General features: G+C 72.2%; 1 protein-coding gene. It reads right to left on the bottom strand.

From position 1 onward, the window contains the following. The coding region (locus ACU8YC_RS25835; protein ID WP_446896086.1) for a PhnE/PtxC family ABC transporter permease at nucleotides 1–571 on the bottom strand (571 nt) is incomplete at both ends.

Genomic DNA, 571 nt, shown 5'->3' with positions numbered 1-571 from the left:
ATGGGAGACGCGGTGGCGGGCGGTCTCGTGGGCCGGGAGTGGAGTAGACGGGACACGTACGATGTGACCCCCGGTGGGCGTGGGGTACGGGCTGGCCAGGTGCTGGAGTGCTCCGCGTAGCCGGCGCGCCGGTCGACGGTGAGGAGGTTCGTGGGCGAGCGGGTGTGCGACTCGAAAAAGTACAAGGACGGGCTCGCCAGCACCGGCAGCACCCCGGGGATCAGCCCGAAGCGGATGCGGTGGAGCGCCGAGCCGCCCGAGGCGACGACGCCCTCGCCGGCGCGTCGGTCGCAGTTCTCGATCGCCTCGGAGGACAGCTTGCCGAGCGCCCCGACATCCGAGCACGCGATCGCGAGCGCCCCCGCGAACGGGCCGAGGCCGACGACGTTGATCCAGATCAGAGCCCAGATCAGCACGTCGACCGAGCGCATCACGTCGAGGCCGCGGCGGACCGCGAACCGCGCGAACGGGTTGGGCACGACGTTCCGCGCCGCCAGGAACGCCACCGGGAAGGCGAGGATCGCCGCCGTCAGCGTGCCCAGGAAGGCGATGCCGAGGGTCTCGCCCAGCG

This window comes from Citrobacter sp. VF227 (genome assembly GCF_052950715.1).
Note: the sequence above shows the minus strand (reverse complement) of the source record. Positions and strands in the feature narration are given on the sequence as shown.